Here is a 21734-nt window from a genome sequence, read left to right on the forward strand (position 1 = left end):
CTGCGTCCGCTTCGGCTGGGACGCGGAGCGTCCCGGGCTGCATTCCCACGCGGAGCGTGGGGACGATCAGGGGAGGGTGAGATCCGGCAAATCCGGCAGCTTCTTCGGCGAACAGATCCGTACCCGTTTCTGCCGGTTCAGCTCTCCGCTGATCAAACTCACCTGGCTCTTGGAAACCCCGAACGCCTTGGCCAGAAACGCCATCAGGTACGCATTGGCTTTGCCTTCGACCGGCGGTGCGGTCAGGCGGATCTTCAAGCGATCACCGTGCAGTCCGCAGAAATCATCGCTGCGGGCCGCCGGTTGCAGGTGACATTCCAGAATCAGGTCATCACCGTCCCAGCGAAAGTAGCTCATCAGATCAGGCCGAGCAGCCCCTGCGGCATGAGGGCGTAGTACGCAAGTCGCGGGATCAGCCAGCTTTGCAGTAACTGGATCGCGATAAACGCGAAGATCGGCGAGATGTCGAGGCCGCCCAGGTTCGGAATGATACGGCGGAACGGGGCGAGTACCGGTTCAGTGATCTGCTGTACCAGCTCTGCGCCCGGGTTGTGGCTTCCCGGGGCGACCCAGGACAGAATCACGCTGATGATCATCGCGTAGAACAGAACACTCAGAAACAGCGAGAAGACTGCGATCAGTGCCCAAGGCACCAACAGCAGCACGTCGACCTCGAAGCCTTTGAGCAGCAGGATGACCGCTATCAGCACCATCTGCACCATCAGCGCCAGTACCAGTGACGACATGTCCAGCCCGAACATGCTCGGGATGATCCGGCGCAGGGGTTTGAGCAGCGGTTGAGTGGCTTTGACGATGAACTGGCAGAGCGGGTTGTAAAAATTCGCCCGAACCAATTGCAGGATGAAGCGCAGCAGCACGATCAGCAGATACAGGCTGCCCAGGGTTTTGATGATGAAAATGGCAGCGTCATTGAGTCCGAGCATCATTGATTCCTTTGTAGGGGCTGATTAGCGGCCGAGTTGCTCAGCCATCTCGGCCGAGCGGTGCGCGGCGGCGCCGAGTGCTTTTTCCACCAGGGCTTCGAAACCACCCGCCTGGAACGACTTGATTGCAGCTTCGGTGGTGCCCGCAGGCGATGTCACGCGACGACGCAGTTCAGCCGCGTCGACATCACTGGCGACCGCCATCTGTGCAGCCCCCAAAGCGGTTTGCACGGTCAGGCGGGCGGCGATGTCCGCTGGCAGGCCCAGCTTCACGCCCGCGGCGGTCATGGCTTCGATCAACAGGAAGAAATACGCCGGGCCCGAGCCGGAAACGGCGGTGACCGCGTCCAGTTGCTGTTCTTCGTCCAGCCACAGGGCAATGCCAACCGCCGACAGCAGCTCTTCAGCTTGCTGGCGTTGTTCGGCGCTCACTTGGCCGGTGGCGAACAAACCGCTCACGCCCTGACGCAGCAGCGCCGGGGTGTTGGGCATGCAGCGCACGATAGGCTGGGCGCCAAGCCAGTTGTTCATGCTGGCGCAGGTGATGCCGGCCGCGATCGAGACCACCAGTTGATTCGGCGCAAGGCTTGGGCGAATGGCTTCGCATACGGCTTTCATCGCCTGGGGTTTGACCGCCAGCACGATCACGTCCGCGCCCTGAATGGCTTCGGCGTTATCGGCAAACACTTCGATGCCGTGTTCGGCATGCACGCGGGCGCGGGTTTGTTCGCCCGGATCGCTGGCGCGGATCTGTGCGGCGTCCAGACCTTTGGCGCGCAGGCCGCCGATCAGGCTGGCGGCCATGTTGCCGGCTCCGATAAAGGCAATACGTGTCTTGCTCATGTCAGGTCCTTATAAAGAGAGAGGTCCGCCATCTCACGGTTGACCGTAATCACGGGCACCAAACAGGGCCGTACCGATACGGACCCAAGTGGCGCCCATGGCAATGGCCGACTCGAGGTCGTGGCTCATGCCCATGGAAAGTGTGTCGAGTGGCAGGTTCAGGCTGGCTTGCATGCTTTTGATTAAGTCGCGCACGGCAGCGAAAGCCGCGTCCTGGGCGGCGCGATTATCAGTCGGCTCTGGAATTGCCATCAGCCCGCGCAATTTCAGGCGCGGCAGAGCGCTGATGGCATTGGCCAGGGCGGGCAGGTCGGCCGGGGTACAGCCAGACTTGCTGGCTTCACCGCTGACGTTGACCTGGATGCAAATGTTCAAAGGAGGCAAATCGGCCGGGCGTTGTTCGGACAGGCGTTGTGCGATTTTCAAGCGATCCACGGAGTGCACCCAGTCGAAATGCTCGGCGATAGCGCGAGTCTTGTTCGATTGAATGGGGCCGATGAAGTGCCAGATCAAGGGCAGGTCGGCCAATTCGAGCTGTTTGCCCAGGGCTTCCTGCAGGTAGTTTTCGCCAAAGTCGCGGACCCCGGCGGCGTAGGCTTCACGCAGGGCTGCGACGGGTTTGGTCTTGCTCACGGCCAGCAGCTGGATGCTGTGCTCGTTGCGCCCGGCGGCGAGGGCGGCAGCACGGATGCGTGAACTAACCTGAGCGATGTTGTCTGCTATCGTGGACATCAAGAGGCGCCAGCGGTCTGAAGGTTCGCGGCATTCTACTGGAATTGAGGAGCGCTATGGATATCACTGAGCTGCTGGCTTTCAGCGCCAAACAAGGCGCGTCTGACCTGCACCTGTCCGCCGGCCTGCCACCAATGATCCGTGTCGACGGCGATGTGCGGCGTATCAACCTGCCGGCCCTGGATCACAAGGAAGTGCATGAGCTGATCTACGACATCATGAACGACCTTCAGCGGGTGGATTTCGAGAAGCATCTTGAAACCGACTTTTCCTTCGAAGTGCCTGGCGTGGCGCGGTTTCGGGTCAATGCCTTCAACCAGAACCGGGGGGCGGGCGCGGTATTCCGGACCATTCCGTCCAAGGTGCTGAGCATGGACGATCTGGGGATGGGGGAAGTGTTTCGCAAGATTACCGAAGCCCCCCGGGGCCTGGTGCTGGTGACCGGGCCGACCGGTTCGGGCAAGTCCACCACGCTGGCGGCGATGATCGATTACCTGAACAATCATCGCCATCACCACATCCTCACCATCGAAGACCCCATCGAGTTCGTCCACGAATCGCGCAAATGTCTGATCAATCAGCGCGAAGTTCATCGCGATACTCGCAGCTTCGCCACGGCGCTGCGCTCGGCCCTGCGCGAGGACCCGGACGTGATTCTGGTGGGGGAGATGCGTGATCTGGAGACTATTCGGCTGGCGTTGACTGCCGCCGAGACCGGTCACCTGGTCTTCGGCACGCTGCACACCACGTCGGCGGCGAAAACCATCGACCGGGTGGTGGACGTGTTTCCGGGGGACGAAAAATCGATGGTGCGCTCGATGCTCTCCGAGTCCTTGCTGGCGGTGGTGTCACAGACATTGATCAAGAAAATCGGCGGCGGGCGAATTGCCGCCCACGAAATCATGATCGGCACTTCGGCGATCCGTAACCTGATCCGCGAAGACAAGGTGGCGCAGATGTATTCGTCGATTCAGACCGGAGGGTCGCTGGGGATGCAAACCCTGGACATGTGCCTGAAGGAACTGGTGACCAAGGGGGTGATCAGCCGCGAGCATGCGCGGGAGAAGGCGCGCTCGCCGGATAACTTCTGAGAAGAGCAGCGCGGGACCTGTGGCGAGGGGGCTTGCCCCCGTTCGACTGCGAAGCAGTCGCAAGTTCGGGCAATGCGGTCTTTCTGATAAAGCTTGGTGGCAGGTATTGGGGCCGCTTCGCAGCCCAACGGGGGCAAGCCCCCTCGCCACAATCAAATCAACGCTGAACAACCCGCAATGCGTTCTGTTCTTTGGGCAGAACCCGCTTGGCAACCACGTAGTGGTTTTCCCAGTACGGTTTCTTCAGGGTATCGATGGTCACCGACTTGCCACGGCGGGGTGCGTGGATGAAGCGGTCGTTGCCCAGGTAGATGGCAACATGATTGACCCGACGGCTCTTGATGTTGAAGAAAATCAGGTCACCTGGCTTCAGATCGTTGCGATCGACCTTCTCGCCATGACCGCTGGCCATGGCGTTGGAGGTACGTGGCAGATCAAACGTGGCGTCGTTGAACGCGTATTTCACCAGCCCGCTGCAATCGAACCCTTTGCTTGGGCTGCTGCCGCCCCAACGATAAGGCGTACCGAGCACGTTTACCGCGCGGCTCAACACGTTGCTGCTTTCCTTGCTGGCCATTGGCGGTACCAGCTTGCGGTTAGCGCTACTGAGTTGGGTGGAGCGTTTTACTGTCTGTTTGTTGTTTTTGCTTGAAGGAGCAGAAACATGGGATTTGGGGGTGTAACCATTAACGTTGGGAAGACGTTGCTCACGATTGGTGGCGTGGGCGGCCAGGGGCAATAATAGGCAAATGGTTAGCCATGTCTTGAAAAATGGACGCATTAGGCAGGGCTCGTAAGGGGAACGCGCAACTTTATAACAGCTTTTTTTGCCCTTCCGAGGCCGTTTGTCGATTCAAGCGGCGGGGCACGGAACTAAAAAGCGACAAAATTGACGTGAGCTGTCGGATAAAAGTCAGGAATTACAAGGCTTTGCCCGAAATGAGCGTAATAATTGCCGTATGTCGGCCGCCTGTAAAAAAGTCACAAAGAATTCAAGAATATTTCTCTATCGTGTGAGTCGAGGTCATCAATGAACCCCTATCAACACCCCGTTTCAAAGCAAGACACACACAGCAAAGTGATTGGTTATCTGTTGTGGATTTTCGGTTTTACCGGGGCTCACCGCTTCTATTACGGCAAACCGGTGACCGGGACGATCTGGTTTTTTACCTTGGGTTTGCTGGGTATCGGCTGGTTGATCGACCTGTTTCTGATCCCATCCATGGACCGCGAAGCGGACCTGCGCTTTACCGCTGGACCCATCGAATACAACGTGGCGTGGATTCTGCTGACGTTTCTCGGGGTCTTCGGTGTGCACCGGATGTATCAGGGGAAATGGATCAGCGGGTTGCTGTACCTGGTGACAGGCGGGTTGTTCTTTCTGGGAGTGTTGTATGACTTCTGGACGTTGAATGACCAGGTGTCTATTCGCAATGCGCAGAACCGCTGATTAATTGTGGCGAGGGGGCTTGCCCCCGTTGGGCTGCGAAGCGGCCCCATTATTGGCAACCGCATTCCTTCAGACAGAACTCCATTGCTGATTTGCGACTGCTACGCAGCCGAACGGGGGCAAGCCCCCTCGCCACAGGTTTACGCCTGGTGACTGATCCGTCCATCCACCAGGGTGTAACGCACCACACCCGGCAAGCTATGGCCAATGAACGGGCAGTTTTCGCCCTTCGACAACCAGTTTTCACCGGCCACGGTCGAGGCCGCAGGGTCGAACAGCACGATATCTGCCGGCCCTCCCACCGCCAATTTGCCCGCTGGTAAACGCAACGCGTCGGCAGGGCCGGTGCTCAAGCGTGCGAGCAGCGTTGGCAGATCCAGCAAACCGTCTTCCACCAGGGTCATCGCCAGCGGCAGCAGCAGTTCAACACTGCTGATACCCGGCTCGGTCGCACCGAACGGCGCCAGTTTGGCATCGCGCTCATGGGGCTGGTGATGGCTGGAGATGGCCGACACCACCCCCGACTTCACCGCTGCCCGCAGGCCGTCGCGGTCGGCGCGGGTGCGCAGCGGCGGCTGCACGTGATAGAGGCTGCTGAAGTCGATCAGCGCTTCGTCGGTGAGGATCAGTTGATACAACGCCACGTCCGCCGTGACCTTCAGGCCACGGGCCTGGGCCTGAGCGATCAGTGCCACACCGCGAGCGCTGGTGAGCTGGCTGAAGTGCGCACGCACGCCGCTTTGCTCGACCAGCAGCAGATCCCGGGCCAGGGCCACGGTTTCAGCGGTTTCCGGAATGCCCGGCAAACCGAGGAAACTTGCCGTCGGGCCTTCGTGAGCCAAGCCACCTTCTGCCAGATCATGGTCTTGCGAGTTGAAAATCACCGTCAGGTCGAACGTCGCTGCATATTCCAGCGCCCGGCACAGGGTGCGGGTGTTGCGAAAGCTCTCCAGACCGTTGCCGAAGGCCACGCAGCCGGCATCGCGCAAGGCGACCAGTTCGGCCAGCTGTTCGCCGTCCAGGCCTTTGCTCAAGGCGCCAATCGGGAAGACCTTGGTGTTGCCGGCTTCGCGGGCGCGGTCGAGGATCAATTCGGCCACGGCCGAGGTGTCCAGCACCGGTTTGGTTTTCGGTGGGCAGCACAGGCTGGTCACGCCACCGGCCGCCGCTGCGCGGGTTTCGCTGGCGATCGAGCCTTTGCGGCTGTAACCCGGCTCGCGCAAGGCGACGTTCAGGTCAACCAGGCCGGGGGCGGCCACCAGACCTTTGGCGTCGATGGTGTCTACTGCAACGAAACCCGCTGGAGCGGCGCCGAGGGCGACGATCTTGCAGGCTTCAACGTGGATATCAGTCACTTGATCCAGGCCGCTGGCCGGATCGATAACGCGTGCGCCGAGAATGCTGAGCTTCACTGGGCGTTCTCCTGCTCGAATTGGCGCTGGGCTGTTTGCCCGCTCATGGCCATGGACAGCACAGCCATACGAATCGCGATGCCGTAGGTCACCTGGTTGAGGATCACCGAGTGTGGGCCATCGGCCACCGCCGACTCAATTTCTACCCCGCGGTTGATCGGCCCCGGGTGCATGACGATGCAATCGGGTTTGGCGCCGGCCAGGCGCGCGGTGGTCAGGCCGAACAGGCGATAGAACTCGCCTTCGCTCGGCAGCAGGCCGCCGGTCATGCGTTCACGCTGCAGGCGCAGCATGATCACCACATCGACGTCCTTCAGGCCTTCGGTCATGTCGGTGTAAACCTTCACACCGTATTGCTCGATGCCGATCGGCAACAGGGTTTTCGGCGCAATCACGCGAATGTCCGGGCAGCCAAGGGTTTTCAGGGCCAGCATGTTCGAGCGCGCTACCCGCGAATGCAGGATGTCGCCGACGATGGCCACCGAAAGGTTTTCGAAGCCGCCCTTGTGCCGACGAATAGTGAGCATGTCGAGCATGCCCTGGGTCGGGTGGGCGTGACGGCCGTCGCCGCCGTTGATGATCGCCACCTGCGGGCAGACATGCTCGGCAATGAAGTGCGCCGCGCCGGAATCCCCGTGACGCACGACGAACATGTCGGCGGCCATGGCTTCCAGGTTGCGCAGGGTGTCGAGCAGGGTTTCGCCCTTGCTCGCCGACGACGTGGACACGTTCAAAGTGATCACATCGGCCGACAGCCGCTGGGCCGCCAGTTCGAAGGTGGTGCGGGTGCGGGTGGAGTTCTCGAAGAACACGTTGCACACGGTCTTGCCGCGCAGCAACGGGACTTTCTTCACCGCCCGGGCGCCGACTTCGAGGAACGAGTCGGCGGTGTCGAGGATTTCCGTCAGCAACTCGCGGCGCAAACCGTCGAGCGAGAGGAAGTGGCGCAGCTGGCCCTGATCATTGAGCTGCAGCGGGCGCTTGGTTTCTAGAGGCGTCATCGCGAGGGGGACTCTCAATAGGGCGAATTAAAGGGCGAGGTCTTGAAGCTCGAGCTTGAGTTCCGGGCCGGACAGTTTCACGCGTTCGTGGGCCGCCAGCGACAGCGTCGCGCCGACCACGTTCGGGCGGATCGGCAGCTCACCGGCGTCCAGGTCCAGCAGGCATACCAGCGTGACGCTGGCCGGGCGACCGTAATCGAAGAGCTCGTTCATCGCCGCGCGGATGGTCCGACCGCTCATCAGCACGTCATCGATCAGCACCAGGTGCTGGCCTTCGATCTCGAACGGCAGCGCCGATGGGCGTACTTGTGGATGCAGGCCGTTCTGGCTGAAGTCGTCGCGGTAGAACGAAACGTCCAGCGTGCCCAGTGGCGAATCGCTGCCCAGTTCATCGAGCAATGCCTGCGCGACCCAGACGCCACCGGTCCGAATACCGATATAGCGCGGTTCACTGATGCCACGGTTTTCCAGATAAGCCTTCAGACGGATCGCCATCTGGCTGATCAGTTCGGCGGGATTGGGCAGGCTCATGGTTTGCTCCTTCTTTGTCCCCAGCCAAATGCTGCTTGAGAGGTGGCTCGGGTTGTCGCTAAGGGAGTCGCCGCAGCGGCTCTTCAGAATTAGGTGCGGTCAGGATTCGAACAATGCGCTGTTTTCGTCAAGCCAGCCCTGCAACAGCAGAGCGGCGGCGATGGCATCGACCGGGTTGTCGCGGTAACTGCCTTTCTGGCCGCCACGGACCAGGCGTTCGCCCTTGGCCTCGAAGGTGGTCAGGCGCTCGTCATGGGTATAAAAGGGCAGGTTGTAGCGGCCGTTCAGGCGTCGGGCGAACTTCTCGGCCCGCAGGCACATGTCGCTCGGCGTGCCGTCCATGTTCAGCGGCAGGCCGACCACCACGGCGTCGGGTTTCCACTCTTTAATCAGGGCTTCGACCTGATTCCAGTCCGGAATGCCGTTTTGCGCCTTCAAGGTGCACAGCTCACGGGCCTGCCCGGTAATCACCTGGCCGACCGCAACGCCGATCTGTTTGGTGCCGTAATCGAAACCCAGAATCAGCCGCAGGGCCATCAGGCGTGCCCTGCCTGGCTGGTGAGCAGACTGAGATTGATGCCCAGATGCCTGGCCGCCGCTTCAAGGCGTAATTCGCTGCTGGTATTGAACAGGATGTCGGCGTTGAACGGGCAGGTCAGCCAGGCGTTGTCGGCCAGTTCGGCTTCCAGTTGCCCGGCTTCCCAGCCGGCGTAGCCGAGGGTGATCACACTTTTCGTGGGGCCAACGCCGTCGGCAATGGCGAACAGCACATCCTGCGAAGTCGACAGCGACAACTCGCCGTCCAGATCAACGGTTGCCTGATAGGTTTTTCCCGACGGGTGCAGGACAAAACCGCGATCGGTTTGCACCGGGCCACCCATGAAGATGGGCACATGCTGGCAGAGTACCGGCGGTTCGATTTCGGGGCGCAATTGCTCGAGGATATCGGCCAGGTTCAAGTCCTGCGGGCGGTTGACCACCAGCCCCATGGCTCCATTGGCCGTGTGCTCGACGATATAGGTCAAGGTGTGCGCAAAGTTCGGGTCGGCCATGTGAGGCATGGCGATCAGGAAGTGATGCTTGAGGTAGCTGGGGCTGACGTTCTTCATGAGCGCTAGTGTGGCGTTGGAGGGGCAAACTGACAAGCCGAAGCAAGTCAAAAGATCGCAGCCTTCGGCAGCTCCTACATTGAAATGTGTACATCTGTAGGAGCTGCCGAAGGCTGCGATCTTTTGATTTTCGGTCAATTACTGGACAACCGGTCCCCACGGGCAAACTTCCACGTGCGAATGATTTCCAGACGATCAATGTCCGACAGATCCCCGGTGAACGGTGCAAACGGCGCCGCGAGCCTTACGATGCGCTGCGCCGCCTGGTCCAGCAGCGGCTGGCCGGACGATTCCAGCACCAGCACTTCATACAACGAGCCGTCGCGATTGATCGAGACCATCAGTCGCAAATTGCCGTAAATCTGTTTGCGCCGGGCTTCATCGGGATAGTTGAGGTTGCCGATGCGCTCGACCTTTTTGCGCCATTCATCTTTGTACCAGGCACCCTTGTCGCGCATGGTCGACGCGGCGCTCAAACGGTGAATGCGCGGGCGCTTGGCATACAGCTGTTGTTCACTGGCCAGTTCCGCCTCCAGGCTGGCGATGTCGCTGGACAACTGCGCGCTGTCGAAGGTAGGCGCCACGACCTTGGGTTTGGTCTCGGTCTTGATCTCTTCGCGCTTGGTCGCGGTTTTTTTCGGTTTCGGCGCGACAGTCGTCACGGCTGCCTTGGGGGCGGCTTCCGGCACTGGCGGCGTGGCGGTTGGCGGTGGGGTGACTGGCTGCACCTTGTTGTCCTGGAAGGGCGCGACCTCGGTGGTCTTGGGCGTCGCCTTTTTTTCCAGGGTGCCACTGCCTTCCTGATTTTCCTGGGCGAGAAAGTCAGCTTTCGCAGGCTTCTTTTCGCTTTTGAACGTGGCGAGGGTAATTTCCAGGGTTTTGCTGATTTGCTTGGGTTCGACCATGGAGAACCCGACGCCCAACAGCAAGGCCAGGTGAATCAGCGCCGCCAGAAACAGGGTGAAACCGAGGCGATCAGCCGGACGCACGCCACGGTAGGCGAGTTCAGGGGGCAGATCGGACGGAAGTGTCATAACCAAAAACCAACATAGAGTTTTTCACGAGCCCGGCATGATAACGCAATGTTGGTTTTTAGCTTCAAGCTACAAGTTTCAAGCGACAAGCTGTATGCCGCGTACTTCAAGCTTGCGGCTTGAGGCTTGCAACTTGCAGCTTTTTCTCTATGGCATCCATCAGAAGGCCACCAATGTCGGTGCCGAACGCGTTATCGATCTCGCGAATACAGGTCGGGCTGGTGACGTTGATTTCGGTCAGATGCTCACCGATCACGTCGAGACCGACGAACAGCAAGCCCTTCTCACGCAGGGTCGGGCCGACTTGCGCGGCGATCCAGCGATCTTTCTCGGTCAGCGGTCGGGCTTCGCCACGACCACCGGCGGCGAGGTTGCCACGGGTTTCACCGAGCGCGGGAATCCGGGCCAGGCAGTAATCCACCGGCTCGCCGTCGATCATCAGGATGCGCTTGTCGCCATCAACGATCGCCGGCAGGTAACCCTGGATCATGATTTGCTGACGGCCATGCAAGGTCAGGGTTTCGAGGATCACCGACAGGTTCGGGTGGCCCGCGGTGTGGCGGAAAATCGATGAGCCGCCCATGCCGTCCAGCGGCTTGAGAATCACATCACCATGATGATCGGCGAATTCACGCAACACATCCGGACGACGGCTGACGATGGTCGGTGGCGTGCACTGCGGGAACAACGTGGCGAACAGCTTTTCGTTGCAGTCACGCAGGCTTTGCGGCTTGTTGACCACCAGTACACCCGCATTTTCCGCTTGTTCCAGCAAATACGTGGAGTAGACGAACTCCATGTCGAACGGCGGATCCTTGCGCATCAGGATCACGTCCAGATCGCTCAGCAGCGCGTCGCTTTCGGCGCCCAGCTCAAACCATTTTTCCGGGTTGGCGAATACCTTCAGCGGACGCATCCGCCCGCGAGCCTGGCCTTCGGCCTGATACAAATCGCGCTGTTCCATATAGAACAGTTCCCAGCCACGCTTTTGCGCGGCCAGTAGCATGGCCAGCGAACTATCCTTTTTATAGGAGATGCTGGCGATAGGATCCATGACAATCCCGACGCGAACGCTCATGGGGTTTTCCTCGAAATTGGGGTGAAAAGCGTTGTGAAAAAGTGGCGTCAGAGTGGCGCTGAGCGGGTTCCCGGTCAAGGAAAAACCACCGCCAGGGTCGCCCGATAGATCGGATGGGGAGACTGTGCTAAAAAGGCTGGCATGTCGTGCTGGCCCTTGATCAATAAGGGTTTCGAGCCCTCGACTGCCCGTAGAGGGACAATTTGATTCACAAAGGCGACGGTAGAGCCACTATGGAACAGCATTCCAGCGCCTTGAAGGTCATGGTGATCGATGATTCGAAAACGATTCGTCGCACCGCCGAAACGCTGTTGAAAAATGTGGGCTGTGAAGTCATCACCGCAATCGATGGTTTCGATGCCCTGGCCAAGATTGCCGACAATCACCCCGGCATCATCTTTGTCGACATCATGATGCCGCGTCTGGATGGTTATCAGACCTGCGCTTTAATCAAGAACAACAGTGCGTTCAAGTCCACGCCAGTGATTATGCTGTCGTCCAGGGACGGGTTGTTCGACAAGGCCAAGGGACGGATTGTCGGTTCCGACCAGTTTTTGACCAAGCCTTTCAGCAAGGAAGAACTGCTGAACGCGATTCAGGCCCATGTTCCGGGCTTCACCGCCGTTTCGCCGCAGTAAGACACGCACAGTGATGCTCGGCCATGGGGCCTGGTGTCGACAAGAAATGGGGAAGACCATGGCACGTATTCTGATCGTCGATGACTCGCCGACCGAAATGTACAAACTGACCGGCATGCTCGAAAAGCACGGTCATGAAGTGTTGAAAGCTGAAAACGGCGCCGACGGCGTGGCCCTGGCCCGCCAGGAAAAACCCGACGCAGTGCTGATGGACATCGTCATGCCCGGCCTTAACGGTTTCCAGGCGACTCGTCAGCTGACCAAAGACCCGGAAACCGGGCACATTCCAGTGATCATCATCACCACCAAGGATCAGGAAACCGATAAAGTCTGGGGCACGCGCCAGGGCGCCAGGGACTATCTGACCAAACCGGTCGACGAAGACACCCTGATCAAGACCCTGAATAACGTGCTGGCCGGTTGATCGTTCGGCCATGACCGAGTCGCTGACGGCTTTCGAATTGCTGCTGCAGATAGACCAGCGCTGTCGTCTGCTGGCGGCGGACTTGCCGTCCCAGCCGACCCGACAGGACCGCTGGAGCGGCATCGGCTTTCGTTTGGGTGAGCATTGGTACGTCGCACCCATGCGTGAAGTCAGCGAAGTCCTGCACGAACCGCGCGTTACCCAATTGCCGGGGGTCAAGCCCTGGGTCAAGGGCGTGGCGAACCTGCGGGGGCGCCTGCTGCCGATCATGGATTTGCATGGCTTTTTTTATGGCTACGAGCCCGGCCATGAACGGCCTTTGCGCAAGCAACGGCGAATATTGGTGGTGGAACACAACGACGTGTTTGCAGGGCTGATGGTCGATGAGGTCTTCGGCTTGCAGCACTTTGCCCAGGACAGCCTGGAACCGGCAGATACCTTGAACGGCGCGATTGCACCGTTCATCCAGGGCCGGTTTGAGCGTGAGCAGAATTGGCAGGTTTTCAGCCCGTTTGCGTTGGCGCAGTCGCAGAGCTTCATGAACGTAGCGCGGGGCGACGCTGCAATCCTGTAGGAGCGAGGCTTGCCCGCGAAGAATGATAACGCGGTGTTCCTGCGGGACCGCAGCGCCTGCTTCGCGGGCAAGCCTCGCTCCTACAAGGGCATTGGGTGAATTAAGCAGGGCAGGCGAGGACCGATGATAAAAGCAAAGACAGACAAGCCAGAAGGGTCGCGCAGCCGGGCGCAGATCATTGCGCTGTTCATCGCATTGATCGTCTTCATCATGCTGCTGTTCGCCAACTTCGCGTACCTCAACACCCAGGCGAATTACGACAAACAGTACATTGGCCACGCCGGTGAGTTGCGCGTGCTGTCCCAACGCATCGCCAAGAACGCCACCGAAGCCGCCGCCGGCAAGGCCGCGGCGTTCAAGTTGCTCAGCGATGCACGCAATGACTTCGCCCAGCGTTGGGGCTACCTGAAGAAAGGCGATCCCTCCACCGGCCTGCCGCCGGCACCGTCCACCGTGCGCCCGGAAATGCGCGCCGTACAGCTGGATTGGGAGCGTCTGCTGAAAAATACCGACGCCATCCTCTCCAGCGAGCAGACCGTGTTGTCCTTGCATCAAGTCGCCGCGACCCTGGCCGAAACCGTGCCGCAGTTGCAGGTCGAATATGAAAAAGTCGTCGAAACCCTCTTGCAACGTGGTGCCCCCGCCACTCAGGTGGCGGTGGCCCAGCGTCAGACGCTGCTGGCCGAGCGGATTCTTGGTGCGGTGAACACCGTGCTGTCGGGCGATGAAAATTCGCAGCAGGCGGCCGACGCTTTCGGTCGCGACGCGGCGCGTTTCGGCCTGGTGCTCAACGGCATGCTTCAAGGCAACGCGGCGCTGAAAATCAGCCAGGTCGAAGACCGCGACGCGCGCGCCCGGTTGACCGAGATTTCCGAGCTGTTCGAATTCGTATCCGGTTCGGTGGATGAAATCCTCGAAACGTCGCCGCAACTGTTCAAGGTCCGTGAATCGGCCACCAACATTTTTACCCTGTCGCAAACCCTGCTCGATGAGGCTTCGCAATTGGCCAGCCGTTTCGAAAACCTCGCTGGCGGGCGCAACACCGGCACGATCGGTGGTTATGTACTGGCCTTGCTGGCGCTGATGTCGATCATCCTCATCGGCCTGGTGATGGTGCGTGAAACCAACCGTCAACTGCGTGAAACCGCCGAAAAGAACGAGCGCAACCAGAACGCGATCATGCGTTTGCTGGACGAAATCGAAGACCTTGCCGACGGCGACCTGACCGTGACCGCCTCGGTGACCGAAGACTTCACCGGGACCATCGCGGATTCGATCAACTATTCCGTCGACCAATTGCGCGATTTGGTGGCGACCATCAACCTCACCGCCGGGCAGGTCGCCGCCGCCGTGCAGGAAACCCAGGCCACCGCCATGCACCTGGCCCAGGCCTCGGAGCATCAGGCGCAGCAGATTTGCGAAGCCTCCACGGCCATCAATGACATGGCCCGGTCCATCGATCAGGTCTCGGCCAACGCCGCCGAATCCTCTGCGGTGGCCGAACGCTCGGTGGAAATCGCCAACAAGGGCAACGAAGTGGTGCACAACACCATTCATGGCATGGACAATATTCGCGAGCAGATCCAGGACACCGCCAAGCGCATCAAGCGGTTGGGTGAGTCCTCTCAGGAAATCGGCGACATTGTCAGCCTGATCGATGACATTGCCGATCAGACCAACATCCTCGCCCTCAACGCGGCGATTCAGGCCTCCATGGCTGGCGATGCCGGGCGCGGTTTTGCGGTGGTAGCCGATGAAGTCCAGCGTCTGGCCGAGCGTTCGTCCGCGGCGACCCGGCAGATCGAAACGCTGGTGCGGGCGATTCAGGCCGACACCAACGAAGCGGTGATTTCCATGGAGCAGACCACCACCGAAGTAGTGCGCGGCGCACGTCTGGCGCAGGATGCCGGGGTGGCCCTGGAAGAAATCGAAGGTGTATCGAAGATCCTTGCGGCATTGATCCAGAGTATTTCCAATGCCGCGCAGCAACAGACTTCGTCCGCCGGCCAGATTTCCCTGACGATGAACGTGATCCAGCAGATCACTACGCAGACCTCGTCCGGCTCCACCGCCACCGCCGAGAGCATTGGCAACCTGGCGAAGATGGCCAGCCAGCTGCGACGTTCGGTGTCCGGTTTCACCTTGCCGGCCAAGTCTGCGGACAACGCTTGAACCGCCTCTGGGCGGATGCATCTTGATTGGAGTGGTTATGGGTGATCGGCACGACTATGTGGCCCTTGAGTGGGTCAAAGGCGAGATTGCCGAAACGCTGAAGCAGGCTCATCAGGCAATCGAAACCCTGATCGACGACCCGCAGGCGACGCAGGCGCTGAGCGAGTGTCTGGCCTGTGTCCATCAGGTTCACGGTAGTTTGCAGATGGTCGAATTCTACGGCGCGGCCCTGCTCGCCGAAGAAATCGAGCAGTTGACCGGCGCCGTGCAGCAGAACCGCGTCAGCCATCGTGACGAGGCGATCCATCTGTTGTTGCATGCCCTGGGGCAATTGCCGACGTACCTGGACCGGGTGCAGGGTGCCCGTCGCGATTCGCCTCTGGTCGTGTTGCCGTTGATCAATGATCTGCGCAGTGCCCGTGGCGAAAGCCTGTTGTCGGAAACCAGCCTGTTCAACCCGCAACTGCCACAGCTGGCGCCCCTGAGCCAGGAAGCCCTGGCGCTGCTGGAACCGGCCGATTTGCCCAATGTGCTGCGCAAATTGCGGCAGATGCTGCAGATGGCCCTGGTCGGTTTGTTGCGCGAACAGGATGACGAAACCCACTTCGGTTATCTGGCCCGGGTGTTTGCGCGCCTCGAAGCGCTGTGCGCCAATGCGCCGCTGAGCCCATTGTGGCAAGTCGCTTCGGCGCTGGTCGAGGGCATGCGCAATGGCTCGATCGCCAATAGCCCGGCGTTGCGCAGCCTGTTCAAGGACACCGATAAAGAGCTCAAGCGTCTGCTCGAGCACGGCATGCCTGGTATCAATCAACCGGCACCGCCGCAGCTGCTCAAGAGTTTGTTGTTCTATATTGCCAAGGCCGAACACCCCACCGGGCAGATGCTGACCATGAAAGATCGCTACTCACTTGACGACGCGCTACCCGACGGCGCGATGGTCGATGAAGAACGGGCACGGCTGGCCGGCCCTGACCGCGACGCCATGCGCTCGGTATTGTCGGCGCTGTGCGAAGAGCTGGTGCGGGTCAAGGAGCGCCTGGACTTGTTCGTGCGCAGCGACCGCCAGCACGCCTCGGACCTCGAAAGCCTGCTGGCGCCACTGCGACAAATCGCCGACACCCTGGCGGTACTCGGTTTCGGCCAGCCACGCAAGGTCATCATCGATCAACTGGCGGTGGTGCTGAGCCTTGCCCAAGGCCAGCGTGAACCCAACGACGCGACCCTCATGGACGTCGCCGGGGCTTTGCTCTACGTCGAAGCGACCCTGGCCGGCATGGTCGGCACCGTGGAGCCGCAAAGCCAGGAAGACAGCCGTCTGCCGACCACCGACCTGACACAGATCCACCAGATCGTGATCAAGGAAGCGCGCATTTGCCTGCAACAGGCCAAGGACATGATCGTCGACTACATCGACGCCGACTGGGATCGCCAGCATTTGCAACCCTTGCCGGCGTTGCTGACCCAGGTGCGCGGTGCGTTGGCGATGATTCCGCTGGCCCGCGCGGCGAGCCTGGTCGAAACCTGCAACGGCTTTATTCGCGAGCATCTGCTGGTGGACCCGGGCCAACCCGGCTGGCAGCAACTGGACAGCCTGGCTGACGTCATCACCGGCATCGAGTATTACCTGGAGCGCCTCAGCGATGACCCCGAAGCGCCGGGGGAACACCTGCTCGATGTTGCGGAAAAAGGTCTGGCCTCACTCGGTTTCTTCCCCATTGAACAGCAGGTGCCGATGCTCAAGGATGTGCTCAGCCCCAGTGAAGCGCGGGTCATGCAGGACATACAGGAACTCGACGACCCCGAAACCGTTCAGTCTCTGGCCGATGTACTGGCCAGCCCGCTCTCGTCCGTCAACCCGCCGGCCCTGACCACGCCGGGTAGCCTGTTACCGCCGCCCGCCGGTGAAGAACCGGTGGACGATGACCTGCGGGACGTGTTCCTCGAAGAGACGGACGAGGTGCTGGAAATCCTCGAAGAGTATTTGCCACGCTGGTCGGCCAGCCCCGACAGCACATCGGTCTTGAGTGAATTGCGTCGTGCCTTCCACACCCTCAAAGGCAGTGGCCGGATGGTCCGCGCGCTGGTACTCGGTGAGTTGGCCTGGGCGGTGGAAAACCTGCTCAATCGCGTACTGGAACACAGCGTTGCGCCAGGGCCTGCGGTGCAGCAACTGGTGGGCGATGCGCTGAAGCTGTTGCCGGAACTGGTGGCCGAGTTTGCCGCCAACGCCCAGCGCCAGCGCAGCGATGTCGATCAGTTGGCCGCCCGCGCCCATGCCCTCGCCAAGGGTGACAAGCCGGTGTCCGATGAGAACGTGCAGGACGTCACGGGACTCGACCCACTGTTGCTGGAGATCTTCCGCAACGAAGCCGAAACCCATTTGAGCAGCCTCAATCGCTTCCTTGACCAAGCCGCCGAGCATGTACCGCTTCAGGCCAGCGACGAGTTGCAGCGGGCGTTGCACACGCTCAAAGGCAGCGCCTCGATGGCCGGAGTACTGCCGATCGCCGAGCTGGCGGCGCCCTTGGATCAACTGGCCCGGGAATACAAAGCCCACCGAATAGCCTTTGATCTGGACGAAGTCGAATTGCTGCTGGAAGCCGAAGGGTTATTCCGGCTTGGGCTGCGACAGCTCAAGAGCGATCCGCTGGCCGAAATACCCGACGCTCGCTCACTGGTCGAGCGAACCCAGGCATTGCTGGCCGAGCGTCTGCAAAGCCTGTTGAGCGCGCCCAATACGAAGCTGCGGATCAAGCGCGATCCGCAACTGATCAACAACTTCCTCGCCCAGGGCATGGACATCCTGCTGGACGCCGAAAGCCTGTTGCAGCGCTGGCAGCAACATCCCGGCGAGCGACAGGAACTCAGCGCGCTACTGGACGAACTGACCACCCTGGGCGAAGGCGCGCACCTGGCCGATCTGCATCCGGTGGATGAGCTCTGCGAAGCCTTGCTCGACCTGTATGGCGCGGTGGAAGAAAGCAGCCTGGCGGTCAGCGACAGGTTTTTCCACGAAGCGCAAAGCGCCCATGAAGCGCTGATCAACATGCTCGACGAACTGGCCGCCGGCCAGGAAGTCACGGCGCAACCGCAGCGGGTGCGTGCCCTGCGCGGCTTACTCGATGAGAGTCTCGATCCATCCTCCATGGGCCTGATCCGCAGTGACGGCAGTCGCACCTTGAGCATCCGCGAACTGGGCAGCGTCACCGCCGAGCTGGAGCAGAGCACGACACAGGTGGAGCTGGACGACGAAATCGTTTCGATCTTCCTTGAAGAGGCGGTGGATATTCTCGAGAACGCCGGTCAGGTTTTGCAGCGCTGGCTGAATGAACCGGACAACGCCGCGCCGCTGTCGTCCTTGCAGCGCGATCTGCATACCCTCAAGGGCGGTGCGCGAATGGCCGAGGTCGAGCCGGTCGGCGATCTGGCCCATGAACTGGAAAACCTTTACGAAGGCCTGGTGGACCGCCGTTACAGCCACAGCGAAGCGCTGGTGCCATTGCTGCTACAGAGCCATGACCGACTGGCCCTGTTCCTTGATCAGTTGCAGCACAACCGTCCGTTGGGTGATCCGGGTGAGTTGATCGCGGCCATTCGTGAATTCCGCCAGGGCAATGCCGGCAGCGCCGAGATGATCGAGCCAGCGGTCAGCAATGACTCCACGGGCCATGACCCCGAGCTTCTGGAGATCTTCCTCGAGGAAGGTTTCGACATCATTGAAAACTCCGGCGCGGCCCTGTTGCGCTGGCAGGCCGAGCCGTCGAATCGCCAGGAAGTGGAAACCCTGTTGCGCGATCTGCACACCCTCAAGGGTGGCGCACGAATGGTTGAAATCGCGCCGATTGGCGACCTGGCCCACGAACTGGAATTTCTCTACGAAGGCTTGTCGGCAGGCGTGCTGCAACCCACCGCCGAGCTGTTCTCGCTGTTGCAACGCAGCCATGACCGACTGGCGCAGATGCTCGACGCCACCCGCGCCAGTCAGCCATTGCCGCCGGCCGATCGGCTGATCGATGCGATCAAGAATTTCAGCCATCCGGCAGCGCCCCAAACATTGGCCCCCGTGGCCCTGCCCATAGCGCCCAAGACCGAGCCAACCGCGCTGCAACCGGAAGGCACCGACACGGTCAAGGTCTCGGCGGAGTTGCTCGACGACCTGGTTAACCTGGCCGGGGAAACTTCAATCTTTCGCGGGCGCATCGAGCAACAGGTCAACGATGCGCGGGTGGCGTTGAGCGAGATGGAAACCACCATCGAGCGCATGCGCGACCAGTTGCGCCGCCTCGATACCGAAACCCAGGGGCGGATTCTCAGCCGTCAGCAAGTCGAAGCCGAGCGCCTGGGTTACGAAGAGTTCGATCCACTGGAGATGGACCGTCACTCGCAGCTGCAACAGCTGTCGCGAGCGCTGTTCGAATCCGCCTCCGACCTGCTCGACCTCAAGGAAACCCTTGAGCGGCGCAATCACGACGCGGAAAACCTGCTGCAACAGCAGGGCCGCATCAACACCGAATTGCAGGAAGGCCTGATGCGCACGCGCATGGTGCCGTTCGAGCGGATGCTGCCGCGTTTGAAACGCATCGTGCGGCAGGTCGCCAGCGAACTGGGCAAGGACGTGGACTTCGTCGTTGGCAACGCCGAAGGCGAGATGGACCGCAACGTTCTTGAACGCATGGCAGCGCCCCTGGAACACATGCTGCGCAACGCCGTTGACCATGGGCTGGAATCGGCCGAGATGCGAATCGCGGCGGGTAAACCGGCCCAAGGCAAGATCACCCTGGATTTGTCCCGAGAGGGTGGCGACATCATTTTCGACATCCGCGACGACGGTGCCGGTGTGCCGCTGGATGCTGTGCGGCGCAAGGCGATCAAGCGCGGATTGCTCGACCCGGACAGCGACATCAGCGACCGCGACGTGCTGCAATTCATCCTGCAACCGGGGTTCTCCACCGCCGAAAAAATCACCCAGATCTCCGGGCGTGGCGTGGGCATGGACGTGGTTCACGAAGAAGTCCGGCAGCTCGGTGGCAGCATGAGCATCGACTCTGTGCCGGGGCAGGGCGTGCATTTCCGGATTCGCCTGCCGTTCACCGTGTCGGTCAACCGCGCGCTGATGGTGCACTGTGGGGAGGATCAATACGCAATCCCGCTGAACACCATCGACGGCATCGTGCGGGTACTGCCCAGCGAACTCGAAGGGCATTACCGGCTCGATCCGCCGACCTATGAATACGCCGGGCAACGTTATGAGTTGTGCTATCTCGGTGAATTGCTGAAAACCAGCTCCCGTCCGAAACTGCTGGGCCAGAGCCTGCCGTTACCCGTGTTGCTGGTGCAATGCAATGAACGGCACGTCGCGGTGCAAGTGGATGCCATGGCCGGCACCCGGGAAATCGTGGTCAAAAGCCTTGGCCCGCAGTTCGCTGCGGTGCAGGGTTTGTCTGGCGCGACGATTTTGGGCGATGGCCGGGTGGTGCTGATTCTCGACTTGCTGGCGCCGATCCGCGCCATGCAAGCGCGAATGCCGCAACAACCGGTGACGCCGGACGTAGAGCCTGACTCGCAACGGCCGTTGCTGGTGCTGGTGGTCGATGATTCGGTCACTGTGCGCAAGGTCACCAGCCGTTTGCTGGAACGCCACGGCATGAACGTGCTGACGGCCAAGGACGGTGTCGACGCCATGTTGCTGCTGGAAGAACACAGGCCCGACCTGATGCTGCTGGACATCGAAATGCCGCGCATGGACGGCTTCGAAGTGGCGACTCAGGTGCGCGCGGACGAGCGCTTGCGGCATCTGCCCATCATCATGATCACCTCCCGCACCGGCCAGAAACACCGCGACCGCGCCATGGCCATCGGGGTCAACGACTACCTCGGCAAGCCGTATCAGGAATCGGTTCTGCTCGACAGCATCGCCCGGTGGAGCAAAACCCATGCATGAACACCGCTCCAGCAACCTCACAGGGCTTTTATTGCCCTTGGCTGATCGCAACCTCATCCTGCCCAACGTTGCTGTCGCCGAGCTCATTGATTACCAGTCCGGCACCTTCGACCTCGACACACCGCCTTGGTATCTGGGGCGGGTGACGTGGCGGGAGCGGCAAATTCCATTACTCAGTTTCGAGTCGGCGTGTGGCAACAAAGTGGTGATCGGTGAGCGAGCACGGATTGTCATCCTCAACGCCCTCGGCGGGCGGCCTGAGCTGAAGTTCATTGCGTTGCTGGTGCAGGGGATTCCGCGGTCTTACAAGCTCGACAGTCAGTTGAGTTATGTCGATGTGCCGTTGTGCGCGCTGGAGCAGGCGGCGGTGCAGGTGGGTGAGCAAGTGGCCAAGGTGCCGAATTTGTTGGCGTTGGAAGAGTTGCTTGTTACAGCAGGGTTAGCCCATTGATCGTTCTCACGCTCCGCGTGGGAATGCCTCAACGGACGCTCCGCGTTCGGCTTTTTGGGACGCAGAGCGTCCCGGGCTGCATTCCCACGCGGAGCGTGGGAACGATCTTCGGCGTTAAACGCAATGGCGCAAGACCAACGCAAAACCGCACCAGTCGGCGGGTTCCGGCATTGCTGTAGGCAGCGACGCCAGGCTGCGTAGCCTCTCACTGTTCCTGCGGACAAACTTTTAAACACAAAACCCCAAGCTGTCGGACCTTCCAACAAGCCCTTGCCACAAAGGTTTCTGCATCAGGTTGAAGATTCCCAA

20 protein-coding genes are annotated in these 21734 nt (G+C 60.6%); 8 read left to right on the forward strand and 12 right to left on the reverse strand.

The features are described 5' to 3' along the window. Positions 1-66: 66 nt before the first annotated feature. From FHW68_RS14115 to FHW68_RS14130, 4 genes are read right to left on the reverse strand one after another with little or no spacing between them, the layout of a single operon-like run. A complete protein-coding gene (locus FHW68_RS14115; protein WP_183680893.1) occupies positions 67-357 on the reverse strand; it encodes a DUF167 domain-containing protein in 291 nt (96 codons plus the stop codon). Beyond that, a complete protein-coding gene (locus tag FHW68_RS14120; protein ID WP_095633247.1) occupies positions 357-944 on the reverse strand; it encodes a YggT family protein in 588 nt (195 codons plus the stop codon). Before FHW68_RS14120 ends, FHW68_RS14115 begins: the two co-directional genes overlap by 1 nt. A 24-nt stretch (positions 945-968) precedes the next feature. Further along, complete coding sequence (gene proC, locus FHW68_RS14125) at positions 969-1787, reverse strand: pyrroline-5-carboxylate reductase (RefSeq protein ID WP_095633248.1); 819 nt, start codon at positions 1785-1787, stop codon at positions 969-971. Between the two features lie 33 nt (positions 1788-1820). After that, entirely contained in the window at positions 1821-2519 is a 699-nt protein-coding gene (locus FHW68_RS14130; protein ID WP_183680895.1) for a YggS family pyridoxal phosphate-dependent enzyme, read from the reverse strand. 56 nt (positions 2520-2575) lie between these two features. Here FHW68_RS14130 and FHW68_RS14135 point away from each other — a divergent pair, with 56 nt between their 5' ends. Then, entirely contained in the window at positions 2576-3610 is a 1035-nt protein-coding gene (locus FHW68_RS14135) for a type IV pilus twitching motility protein PilT (RefSeq protein WP_183680898.1), read from the forward strand. 157 nt (positions 3611-3767) lie between these two features. Here the strand turns inward: FHW68_RS14135 and FHW68_RS14140 are convergent, their stop codons facing one another. Continuing rightward, complete coding sequence (locus FHW68_RS14140; protein ID WP_095633250.1) at positions 3768-4391, reverse strand: C40 family peptidase; 624 nt, start codon at positions 4389-4391, stop codon at positions 3768-3770. A gap of 249 nt (positions 4392-4640) precedes the next feature. Here FHW68_RS14140 and FHW68_RS14145 point away from each other — a divergent pair, with 249 nt between their 5' ends. After that, positions 4641-5060 carry a TM2 domain-containing protein gene (locus tag FHW68_RS14145; protein WP_095633251.1) on the forward strand — a complete coding sequence of 140 codons (420 nt, stop codon included), beginning with the start codon at positions 4641-4643 and terminating at the stop codon, positions 5058-5060. A gap of 140 nt (positions 5061-5200) precedes the next feature. Here FHW68_RS14145 and FHW68_RS14150 read toward each other — a convergent pair whose 3' ends face one another. The 7 genes from FHW68_RS14150 to gshB form a co-directional block, all read right to left on the reverse strand. Next, complete coding sequence (locus FHW68_RS14150) at positions 5201-6472, reverse strand: dihydroorotase (RefSeq protein WP_183680899.1); 1272 nt, start codon at positions 6470-6472, stop codon at positions 5201-5203. Beyond that, the gene (locus FHW68_RS14155; RefSeq protein ID WP_007897943.1) at positions 6469-7473 is read right to left on the reverse strand and encodes an aspartate carbamoyltransferase catalytic subunit; all 1005 of its coding nucleotides are present in this window, start codon (positions 7471-7473) and stop codon (positions 6469-6471) included. Before FHW68_RS14155 ends, FHW68_RS14150 begins: the two co-directional genes overlap by 4 nt. Positions 7474-7500: 27 nt before the next feature. Continuing rightward, a complete protein-coding gene (pyrR, locus tag FHW68_RS14160) occupies positions 7501-8004 on the reverse strand; it encodes a bifunctional pyr operon transcriptional regulator/uracil phosphoribosyltransferase PyrR (RefSeq protein ID WP_007897945.1) in 504 nt (167 codons plus the stop codon). Between the two features lie 99 nt (positions 8005-8103). Then, positions 8104-8541 (reverse strand): Holliday junction resolvase RuvX, encoded by a 438-nt coding sequence (gene ruvX, locus FHW68_RS14165; protein ID WP_008007435.1) that lies wholly within the window; start codon positions 8539-8541, stop codon positions 8104-8106. Then, positions 8541-9113, reverse strand: coding sequence for a YqgE/AlgH family protein (locus FHW68_RS14170; protein WP_095633253.1), 573 nt, complete (start codon positions 9111-9113; stop codon positions 8541-8543). The genes ruvX and FHW68_RS14170 overlap by 1 nt, the downstream gene beginning before the upstream one ends. 134 nt (positions 9114-9247) lie before the next feature. Next, entirely contained in the window at positions 9248-10147 is a 900-nt protein-coding gene (locus tag FHW68_RS14175; protein ID WP_095633254.1) for an energy transducer TonB, read from the reverse strand. Positions 10148-10253: 106 nt separating this feature from the next. Next, positions 10254-11225, reverse strand: a complete 972-nt coding sequence (gene gshB / locus FHW68_RS14180; protein WP_095633255.1) for a glutathione synthase — start codon at positions 11223-11225, stop codon at positions 10254-10256. A gap of 233 nt (positions 11226-11458) precedes the next feature. Here gshB and pilG point away from each other — a divergent pair, with 233 nt between their 5' ends. The 6 genes from pilG to FHW68_RS14210 all read left to right on the forward strand — a co-directional run bounded on the left by pilG (position 11459) and on the right by FHW68_RS14210 (position 21425). Beyond that, positions 11459-11863 (forward strand): twitching motility response regulator PilG, encoded by a 405-nt coding sequence (gene pilG, locus FHW68_RS14185; protein ID WP_095633256.1) that lies wholly within the window; start codon positions 11459-11461, stop codon positions 11861-11863. Between the two features lie 58 nt (positions 11864-11921). Then, positions 11922-12287, forward strand: coding sequence for a twitching motility response regulator PilH (pilH, locus tag FHW68_RS14190; RefSeq protein WP_007987790.1), 366 nt, complete (start codon positions 11922-11924; stop codon positions 12285-12287). A gap of 10 nt (positions 12288-12297) precedes the next feature. Next, positions 12298-12861 (forward strand): chemotaxis protein CheW, encoded by a 564-nt coding sequence (locus FHW68_RS14195; protein ID WP_095633257.1) that lies wholly within the window; start codon positions 12298-12300, stop codon positions 12859-12861. Between the two features lie 123 nt (positions 12862-12984). After that, positions 12985-15033 (forward strand): methyl-accepting chemotaxis protein, encoded by a 2049-nt coding sequence (locus FHW68_RS14200; protein WP_095633258.1) that lies wholly within the window; start codon positions 12985-12987, stop codon positions 15031-15033. 37 nt (positions 15034-15070) lie between these two features. Next, complete coding sequence (locus tag FHW68_RS14205) at positions 15071-20974, forward strand: Hpt domain-containing protein (protein ID WP_183680901.1); 5904 nt, start codon at positions 15071-15073, stop codon at positions 20972-20974. Continuing rightward, complete coding sequence (locus FHW68_RS14210; RefSeq protein ID WP_183680903.1) at positions 20967-21425, forward strand: chemotaxis protein CheW; 459 nt, start codon at positions 20967-20969, stop codon at positions 21423-21425. The genes FHW68_RS14205 and FHW68_RS14210 overlap by 8 nt, the downstream gene beginning before the upstream one ends. Positions 21426-21734 lie beyond the last annotated feature (309 nt).

It is taken from the genome of Pseudomonas sp. Tn43 (assembly GCF_014192635.1).
Lineage (GTDB): Bacteria > Pseudomonadota > Gammaproteobacteria > Pseudomonadales > Pseudomonadaceae > Aquipseudomonas.

Excerpts from the sequence above, each read along its gene's own strand:
- FHW68_RS14130 (WP_183680895.1), bottom strand. The coding sequence starts at position 2,519 with ATGTCCACGATAGCAGACAACATCGCTCAGGTTAGTTCACGCATCCGT.
- pilH (WP_007987790.1), top strand. The coding sequence starts at position 11,922 with ATGGCACGTATTCTGATCGTCGATGACTCGCCGACCGAAATGTACAAA.
- ruvX (WP_008007435.1), bottom strand. The coding sequence starts at position 8,541 with ATGGCCCTGCGGCTGATTCTGGGTTTCGATTACGGCACCAAACAGATC.
- pyrR (WP_007897945.1), bottom strand. The coding sequence starts at position 8,004 with ATGAGCCTGCCCAATCCCGCCGAACTGATCAGCCAGATGGCGATCCGT.
- FHW68_RS14120 (WP_095633247.1), bottom strand. The coding sequence starts at position 944 with ATGCTCGGACTCAATGACGCTGCCATTTTCATCATCAAAACCCTGGGC.
- FHW68_RS14200 (WP_095633258.1), top strand. The coding sequence starts at position 12,985 with ATGATAAAAGCAAAGACAGACAAGCCAGAAGGGTCGCGCAGCCGGGCG.
- FHW68_RS14170 (WP_095633253.1), bottom strand. The coding sequence starts at position 9,113 with ATGAAGAACGTCAGCCCCAGCTACCTCAAGCATCACTTCCTGATCGCC.
- proC (WP_095633248.1), bottom strand. The coding sequence starts at position 1,787 with ATGAGCAAGACACGTATTGCCTTTATCGGAGCCGGCAACATGGCCGCC.
- FHW68_RS14115 (WP_183680893.1), bottom strand. The coding sequence starts at position 357 with ATGAGCTACTTTCGCTGGGACGGTGATGACCTGATTCTGGAATGTCAC.
- FHW68_RS14210 (WP_183680903.1), top strand. The coding sequence starts at position 20,967 with ATGCATGAACACCGCTCCAGCAACCTCACAGGGCTTTTATTGCCCTTG.
- FHW68_RS14175 (WP_095633254.1), bottom strand. The coding sequence starts at position 10,147 with ATGACACTTCCGTCCGATCTGCCCCCTGAACTCGCCTACCGTGGCGTG.
- FHW68_RS14205 (WP_183680901.1), top strand. The coding sequence starts at position 15,071 with ATGGGTGATCGGCACGACTATGTGGCCCTTGAGTGGGTCAAAGGCGAG.
- gshB (WP_095633255.1), bottom strand. The coding sequence starts at position 11,225 with ATGAGCGTTCGCGTCGGGATTGTCATGGATCCTATCGCCAGCATCTCC.
- pilG (WP_095633256.1), top strand. The coding sequence starts at position 11,459 with ATGGAACAGCATTCCAGCGCCTTGAAGGTCATGGTGATCGATGATTCG.
- FHW68_RS14155 (WP_007897943.1), bottom strand. The coding sequence starts at position 7,473 with ATGACGCCTCTAGAAACCAAGCGCCCGCTGCAGCTCAATGATCAGGGC.
- FHW68_RS14145 (WP_095633251.1), top strand. The coding sequence starts at position 4,641 with ATGAACCCCTATCAACACCCCGTTTCAAAGCAAGACACACACAGCAAA.
- FHW68_RS14135 (WP_183680898.1), top strand. The coding sequence starts at position 2,576 with ATGGATATCACTGAGCTGCTGGCTTTCAGCGCCAAACAAGGCGCGTCT.
- FHW68_RS14195 (WP_095633257.1), top strand. The coding sequence starts at position 12,298 with ATGACCGAGTCGCTGACGGCTTTCGAATTGCTGCTGCAGATAGACCAG.
- FHW68_RS14140 (WP_095633250.1), bottom strand. The coding sequence starts at position 4,391 with ATGCGTCCATTTTTCAAGACATGGCTAACCATTTGCCTATTATTGCCC.